Origin of the sequence: Rivularia sp. UHCC 0363, assembly GCF_034931125.1 — a bacterium.
Classification (GTDB): Bacteria; Cyanobacteriota; Cyanobacteriia; order Cyanobacteriales; family Nostocaceae; genus Rivularia.
This window is the reverse complement of sequence record NZ_JAYGHM010000019.1, coordinates 84,668-92,461: the sequence shown is the minus strand read 5'-3', so window position 1 is coordinate 92,461 and position 7,794 is coordinate 84,668. Positions and strand designations below refer to the sequence as shown.

Below are 7,794 nucleotides of genomic sequence, written 5' to 3'. Positions count from 1 at the left end.
TTTGACCTTTGACCTTTGACCTTTGTCCCATTCCCATTTAAGATTTACCTAAAGTAATCCGAGGGTCGGCAATTTTAAGTAATAAGTCTGCTACCAAATTACCAATAATTAATAGTACTGCGCCCATGATCAAACTAGCCATTAATACATATAAATCTTGAGCGCTTACTGCTTGTAAAGTCAATTTGCCCAAACCCGGCCAATTAAAGAAAAATTCGGTGATAAAAGCACCGCTTAGTAAACCTGCTAATTCAAAACCTAACAAAGTAATTAACGGATTTATCGCATTGCGAAGAGCGTGGACGTAAATAACTCGGTTTTCTGGTAATCCTTTAGCACGGGCTGTTTGAATGTAATCCTGACGCAGCACATCTAATAATTCACCGCGAGTAATACGCTGCAACCCAGCAAAACTGGTGATGCTCAAAGCGATGGTAGGTAAAATCATATGCCAAAGAATATCAATGATTTTTCCCAAGGGTGAAAGCTGAGCGTGATAAATGCTTGTCATACCTCCTACTGGAAACAAAGGGGTAGTAATTTGAGCAAAAATCAATAACAACAAAGCTGTGATAAAGCTGGGAAAACCTTGTCCGGCATAGCTAATTACTTGTAAAATCCGATCTATAGCCTGGTTTTGTTTTACAGCAGCGATAATACCCAAAGGAATGGCGATCGCCCAAGTGCAAATCAAGGATGCAATAGCTAAAAGTAAAGTTGCGGGTACTCGTTCCCATATCAATGAAGCTACCGAACGCTGATAGAAAAAACTCGTCCCAAAATCCCCTTGAGAAATAATTCTCCACAACCAGAGAAAATACTGTATGTGCCAAGGTTTATCCAAACCAAACTGCTCTTTGAGTTCCTGAATCCTTTCTGGAGAAATTTTGGGATTTTGACGCAAAGTATCTAAATAATCCCCTGGAGCAAATTGAATAATTGTAAAAGAAACTATCGACGCTAAAAGAATTGTCAGTAACGCCTGTAATAGTCGTTTAACAATATAAAGAAATGTTTCGCTAGTTACTACCCTTAAAAACGAATCTTTACCTGATTCCCAAAAACTCTTCGATGTTGTTGCAGTCATAGCACCATAATTATGAAAGGGATGGGGAGATGGGGAGATGGGGAGATGGGGGGATGGGGAGATGGGGAGATGGGGGGATGGGGGGATGGGGACAAGGGGAATATAATTATTAACTCCTAACTCCTAACTCCTAACTCCTAACTCCTAACTCCTAACTCCTAACTCCTAACTATTCCCAATTACCAATTACCAATCCCCAATTATTTTAATATTCAACAAGAGTAACAATCGGCACGTCTGGCAATTTTTTACGCCCTTGTAATTCTTGTAGCTCGATAATAAAGCCAAATCCGACTAATTCGCAGCCAATCTTTTGAATAAGTTCCGCAGTTGCGGAAGCTGTTCCACCTGTGGCAATTAAATCATCAGCAATTAAAACTCTACTCCCCGGTTGTAAAGCATCCTGATGCACTTCTAGAGTGTCCGTACCATACTCTAGTGCATATTCAATTGCATGAATGGACGCTGGTAATTTACCTTTTTTGCGGACAGGAATAAAACCCGCTCCTAGTTTATAAGCTAAAGGTGCGCCGAAAATGAATCCTCGTGACTCCATCCCGACTACAAAATCTGCCGTCATCCCAGCCTCAGTACACTTTTGTGTAAATAAATCAATAGTGTATCTTAATCCTTGGGCATCACGCAGCAAGGTAGTAATATCTCGAAATAAAATTCCGGGTTTAGGGAAATCAGGAACGTCACGAATTAAAGATTTCAAATCCATAATATACAAAACTCATAATTGGCACAGTCAAATTAGCTAACCAATATCTTGGTCAAGCAAAAACTATAGTACGGTCATCAATTTACTATATAAGCATAAAAGACTAATGCGCCTGACTTAAGATATTTTGGTTTTGCTCGTGAAGTGAAAACTGATTGATGAGTTTTTTAACATTGTTGCTAAGTGTGAAATATTACATCGAGGCTACTAAATTATTTCTGGTAAATTTTTGTTATGGAGGTTTAAAAGCAAGTAAATCAGTATTCTTACAAATGACTTTACCCGTACTGTCGCGGCAAGATAATTGAATTGCCAATAAGATTGCTATAAAGTAAATACTCTGCTCAAATACAATCTTTAAGTATATTCATATAGATGGTTAAGAATAAAAATTGTTGATATTGGCTGTAAAGAAGACCCCGTAAAGGTTTAGGCTATAGTGGAGCTAAAGCTCAATGTGTGGCGTTCAGCTATGCTGCTTAAGAATCGCTCTTGCTCGCTCTAATACCTTCTATATATTAAAACAGAAGAAAAGATGGAATTTTCCACGAACAAGGGGTTGCAATTGTACTACCATTCTCAGATAGGTGAATTAAAAATGCTTTAAAACTTCGATTTTCGGTATACGGAAAGCTTTGATATGAAAGAGTAATTAATGTATATATCAGGCAGTTGAATTACTGCCATATGCCAATATATTTTGATTTGGCTACCATTGTTTAATCAATTTTACCGTTATTTTTAGGACAGCAGCCCTATAAGGAACTGATAAATGAATGTCTCCGCTCCCTTAACGCCGTTCAACAGTTCGGCTGAACAAGATTTGCCCATGATTTTGGACACGCTACCCGACCCCGCAATAGAAGGAAAGGGATGTCCGAGGCGAACTAGGCAACAAATTGACCTTATTTTACTTGCAATTGAAGCTTTGGATCTTGGTGGGTCTGAAGCCATCTTGGCATTTGCTCAAGAGTTGGATTTGAAAGGAATTATCAAAGATCGAGTAAATCTATGGCGAATGCGTAGCACTAATCCTTTGCGAAGAGCTAATATTCGTCGTCCTTTAACCATCATGGAAGCAAAAGCATTGGTGGTTATTTCTTGCTATTTAGCTAGACGATTGACGGTTGTGATCCGTCAGTTGTTAATGATAAATCAGCAGATGGCTGAAAAGCAGATTCCTTTAGAACAAAATTTGCGTCTTTCTAATTATTTAGAACGATTTCGAGTGCATTTCAGAAGCCGGATGAATAAGAGACGTTCTGGATTATTAGCACTTAATTCTGACGATAAATTAAACGAATTAGCTGTAAATCTATTAGGACAGCTACTTTTCTGTACGGGAACAGCCGGAATGCAGCGCTTCTGGATTAGTCTTTTTGATGGTGAAGTGGAATGAATATTCAACGTAAATATAGTTTACCTAATTGCACGTTACTTTTAGAAGGTTTAAACGACGCTTCAAAAACAACACAGTATCAGGAAATGCGTCCAGAACTGTCGATTTTGGTAAATGCGGAATGTACTTTATCTGGTTATACCCAACCACTTGCGGGTGGTAGACAGTTTTTTGAAAGTTTAGTTAGAGCCGTCAGCGCTTATGCTCAAGAATTTTTGAGCAATATTTCTAACCCGCAAGCACATAATTCTGAATCTGAATTAGTACAGTTAGAAAAAATTAATAGTAATCAGCACCGATTGAGCGTACATTCGGATATGCCTCAACAGGATTTAAATAATGGTAGTAATGCTAAACAAACCATTAAAATTGATTTAAATTCAGTACAGTTGTTCGATTTAGTAGAAGCAGTAGATCAATTTTTTGCTGATACTCAAACTTTACCAGAATTGACGTTAGAACTACAACCAGTTGCTAGAGGACATAGTGCCGTTCAAGGTGTTTTACTCGAACAGGCAGTACCCGCAACTCTTGGTCTCACCAGTTTAGCTGCTGCTGCGATCGCGTTTAATTTAATGCCAGCACCAGAGTTTAAAACACCATCTACTGCCCAGAAGAAGGTATCTACTACTGAAAACGTCAAACAACCAGTTCAACCTACTCCTGAAGCGAAGCAACCTGCTACCAATGCAGTTCCTACTCCAATACCGTCACCTAATGCGCCGGGAGTCGTAAGAGATTTAGAAAAACTCCTTGGTTCAGCCCCAGAAATTAAGAATGCATCGCGATTGAAAAAGTTAAATACTCAAGTATACGAACAACTAAATAAAGCTTGGGCAAATCGTCAGGTGCAGTCCGACTTAGTTTATCGTCTGGGTGCGGCTGGTGATGGTGCGATTATCGGTTACAAAGCTATAGATCAAACAGCCAATGCGGCGATCGAACAAACTCCTCTACCGAAAGTACTTTATAATCCCGCCAACAGTGGCGCGATCGCTAACGAGCCAATTGCTCAATTTAGAGTAGTTTTTAGACAAAGTGGAGTATTAGAAGTTAGTCCCTGGATCGGATACGTTAACAAATCCGACAATCTGGGAACAAATATTACCGACCAAAACACCCTTTCTAATCTAAATCAAAAGCTATCGGCAGCTATTAGTCAAAATAAGAGCGCTAATTCTAACTACAGCGAAGTTTTAAAATATCGAGTCGCCGTTAAAGAAAATGGTAGCATCGCCGATTACGAACCTTTGAATAAAGCAGCCTTTGACAACTTTCGACAAACGCCTATTCCCAAGTTATTTCCAGGCGATAATCCGAATGCAGCACAAACAGAACCTTTGGCTCAGTTTCAAGTTGAATTCAAACCTGGTGGTGAAGCGGAGATTACACCTTGGCAGGGATATCGTTAATTTGGTAATGGGTAATGGGTAATGGGTAATGGGAAGAAAAATTAATAATTCCTAATTTATTACTTTTTACTTATCACTACTCACTCCTAACTATTCGCAATTCGCAATTACCAATTGCCAATTACCAATTACCAATTACCAATTCCTCATCTAACAACCTTACCCATATAGTTTCCCCATAATTGAGCGGCTTGAGCGCTGCTACCGCTTGTGGGAGAATTGTTGTCGTTTCCTAACCAAATCCCTGTAGTCAGTTGCCGACGGGGGATAAAGCCAATAAACCACAAATCAACGTTTCTATCTGTTGTGCCGGTTTTTCCGCCTTCCCCAAGTCCAATAGAAGCGGCGCGTCCGGTACCGTTTGAGATTACTCCACGCATTAAAGTAATCATCGTATCGGCTACTCCAGTTTTCAAAACTTTTATGTTAGCTTCTCGATCTTGATTGAAAGAATAAATTACGCGACAGGTTGTTAAGTCATTGCGATCGCGACACTCACTACTATCAAGAATTCGTTTGATCGCATGGGGACGATTCCATACACCCCTGTTACCAATAGCGGCGAAGGCTCCGGTCATTTCTAATACAGTGGTTTCGCTTTGACCCAATACCAAACCAGGAACTGGGTTAAGTTCCGAACGCACTCCCAAACTTTTCGCGGTTTTGACTACTTTATCCAGCCCCACATCGCGAGCTACTCGCAAAGCGATCGGGTTTTCACTCAGAGCTAGTCCAGTTGCAATAGTTAATGGAGCAGTACCAGTTCTACAGGGTTTATAGGTAAAGCCCTGCCAAGTTATAGAACTACAGCTATAACTTTTGCCCGTAGAAAATCCTTGTTCGATGGCATCTGTGTAGGCAAAAATTTTAAAGGTGGAACCGGGTTGTCTTTTTGCTTGATAAGCGCGATTAAACTGAGTCGCTCCATAATCGCTGCCACCAACCATCGCTTTAATTGCACCCGTACTCGAATCAAGAGTAACCATAGCTCCTTGAGAAAAGCCAAAACTTGCTCCACTGGTTTTAATGTGGTTGCTTAACGAAGCTTCAGCAGTCGCTTGGATTTTTGGGTCTAACTGAGTTTCAATAATAAAATTTCCTTCAGATGCCAATTCTTTTCCCAATATAAATTCCAGCTCGTTAAATACATAATCGTAAAAATAAGGAGCAATTCTGTTGGCTTGACGCTGGCAAACCTTGGAGGTAACTTCAAGCGGCGAACGTCTGGCGCTATTGTACTCATCTTGCTTGAGATCGCCCATCTCCCGCATTCGCTTCAACACGCGATTGCGATAGCCGATAATTCTGGTCTTGCTTTGAGTATCCCCGCAGAAATTAAAACCGTTGGGAGCGGGTAAAATTCCTACTAAAGTAGCAGACTCTGCTGCTGTCAACTCTTTAGCTGATTTGTCAAAATAATACCGCGCAGCATCTTCAAAACCGGAGGTATTTACACCCAAGTAAACTCGGTTGAGATAACTAAGTAAAATATCGTCTTTACTATAAAAGGTTTCTAGCTTCAACGATACAACTGCTTCGCGGACTTTGCGACCAAGAGAATCCTGTCTACCGACATAATCTCGGAATAAACTGCGAGCTACCTGCTGAGTCACCGTACTCGCACCTTGCTGAACATCTCCACTACGGGCATTGATAAATACGGCTCGTAAAATACCGTAAGGGTCAACACCGAAATGCCAATTAAAACGGCTATCTTCCGAAGCTACTATCGCCGAAGGTAAATAAGGACCAAAATCGGACAGCTTTTTCAAATCTACATGAGCGGTGGTTCGAGGTTCTTGTAGGGGTGTTTCACCATCCCCAGCGTAAACCACTACCGGACCTTGAGTAGCTGCGGGTAGAGGTCGAACGGAAAATTTTAGCCATTCGATACCAATTACTAAAGCAAACAAAAGGCTGACACCAGCTACTCCATAGCCAGTCCAAGTTGCAGCTTTAATGTAAAACGGCGGCGGGTCTACATATTGTAAACGTACCGAAGCCGCGAGTTCCGGGGGACCTAAACTCAAAACATCACCATGACGCAATTCCAATGATTCAACTCGACGCTTACCTCGATAAATGCCATTAGTTGATTTTTCATCTTTAATGACAAAAACCGGCTTGCGTTGAGACGAATCTCGTGATAGCGATAAATGAATTTGACTGACAACCGGATTGCGGATGACTATATCGCAGGATTTGGAACTGCGACCGATCGTATAGCGATCGCCAAGCAAAGGATACATTTGAGCCTGAGATGCCCCAGCTTCCTGTACCCATAGTTCTGGTACTCTAGCATTAGGCTTGAGCGCCAGCTTGGAAAAATCAACCCGAGCTTGAATTGTATGTACAGCTTGAGTCAGTTGACCAAGCAAAGTCTGTGGTTTTTTTGGGGGTTGGGGAGAACTCATGGGCTATTCACACCACGGTTGTTATTTAATAATCGGACAAAATGCTGCCCTAAAATGCTGTTATTTCATCATTCTACTCATAAGCATATATGAAGGTTGACAATACGCAATTGTTCCATCGTTTATATGATACAAATATAACCCTTAGTAATCTTACTTACATAGTTATTTTTATTGCATATAGCGATTGAAATTTATTGATATGCAATCATTTATGATTACTTATGAGTTTGTCAACCAATTTGGATCGTCAAACGAAATTAAGTATATTTATCAGTCAATCAACTACAAATAATTAAAATTTTACAAACCTAGCAGCTTAGATATATAAAATTGCAAATACACATCCTCATTTAGACAGATTTTATAAAGACATTTGTTTGATTTAATGGGCGGAGGTATTATTTTCGAGGAGTGGATAATTATGAAGGGCAAATTTCTAAGCCTTATTGGCACAGCTTTGACTCTAGCATTAAGTAGCACTGTTGCGGTTGCTCAATCGAATAAATTCCCTAGCCTAGACCCAAGTGCAGAAGGAACTACAAAAACTTCAGAATCTTCTTCTGACGGTTCTACACTTGTTGCAGCGGCTGAAGAAAAGCTTTCTCCGGATGCAATGGAAATTTTATGTGTCCGTTTCCCATTGAATACTCGTTGTGAAGGCAAATCTACAACTACCGAGAACACGAATACACCGGAAACCACCCCTTCCGAACAAACTACTCCCCCAGATAATAGTATTGAGACCACACCGAGCG

At 40.4% G+C, this 7,794-nt stretch carries 5 protein-coding genes and 1 pseudogene; 3 read left to right on the top strand and 3 right to left on the bottom strand.

The genetic code is table 11. The features are described from left to right. Positions 1–37: 37 nt before the first annotated feature. Together VB797_RS13280 and VB797_RS13275 are read right to left on the bottom strand one after the other, a co-directional pair. Positions 38–1,087: an ABC transporter permease gene (locus VB797_RS13280; protein WP_323238158.1), complete on the bottom strand. Its 1,050-nt coding sequence runs from the start codon at positions 1,085–1,087 to the stop codon at positions 38–40. A 205-nt stretch (positions 1,088–1,292) separates the two neighbouring features. Further along, positions 1,293–1,811, bottom strand: coding sequence for an adenine phosphoribosyltransferase (locus VB797_RS13275; protein ID WP_323238157.1), 519 nt, complete (start codon positions 1,809–1,811; stop codon positions 1,293–1,295). Between the two features lie 772 nt (positions 1,812–2,583). Between VB797_RS13275 and VB797_RS13270 the strand changes: the two genes are divergently transcribed. Beyond that, positions 2,584–3,210 carry a DUF3038 domain-containing protein gene (locus VB797_RS13270; RefSeq protein WP_323238156.1) on the top strand — a complete coding sequence of 209 codons (627 nt, stop codon included), beginning with the start codon at positions 2,584–2,586 and terminating at the stop codon, positions 3,208–3,210. Then, entirely contained in the window at positions 3,207–4,622 is a 1,416-nt protein-coding gene (locus VB797_RS13265; RefSeq protein ID WP_323238155.1) for a DUF4335 domain-containing protein, read from the top strand. The genes VB797_RS13270 and VB797_RS13265 overlap by 4 nt, the downstream gene beginning before the upstream one ends. A 146-nt stretch (positions 4,623–4,768) precedes the next feature. On the opposite strand, the gene VB797_RS13260 is transcribed toward VB797_RS13265, so the two are convergent. Continuing rightward, the gene (locus VB797_RS13260; RefSeq protein ID WP_323238154.1) at positions 4,769–7,036 is read right to left on the bottom strand and encodes a transglycosylase domain-containing protein; all 2,268 of its coding nucleotides are present in this window, start codon (positions 7,034–7,036) and stop codon (positions 4,769–4,771) included. Between the two features lie 424 nt (positions 7,037–7,460). Here VB797_RS13260 and VB797_RS13255 point away from each other — a divergent pair. Continuing rightward, a pseudogene (locus VB797_RS13255) lies at positions 7,461–7,794 on the top strand (hypothetical protein); the annotation flags it as partial.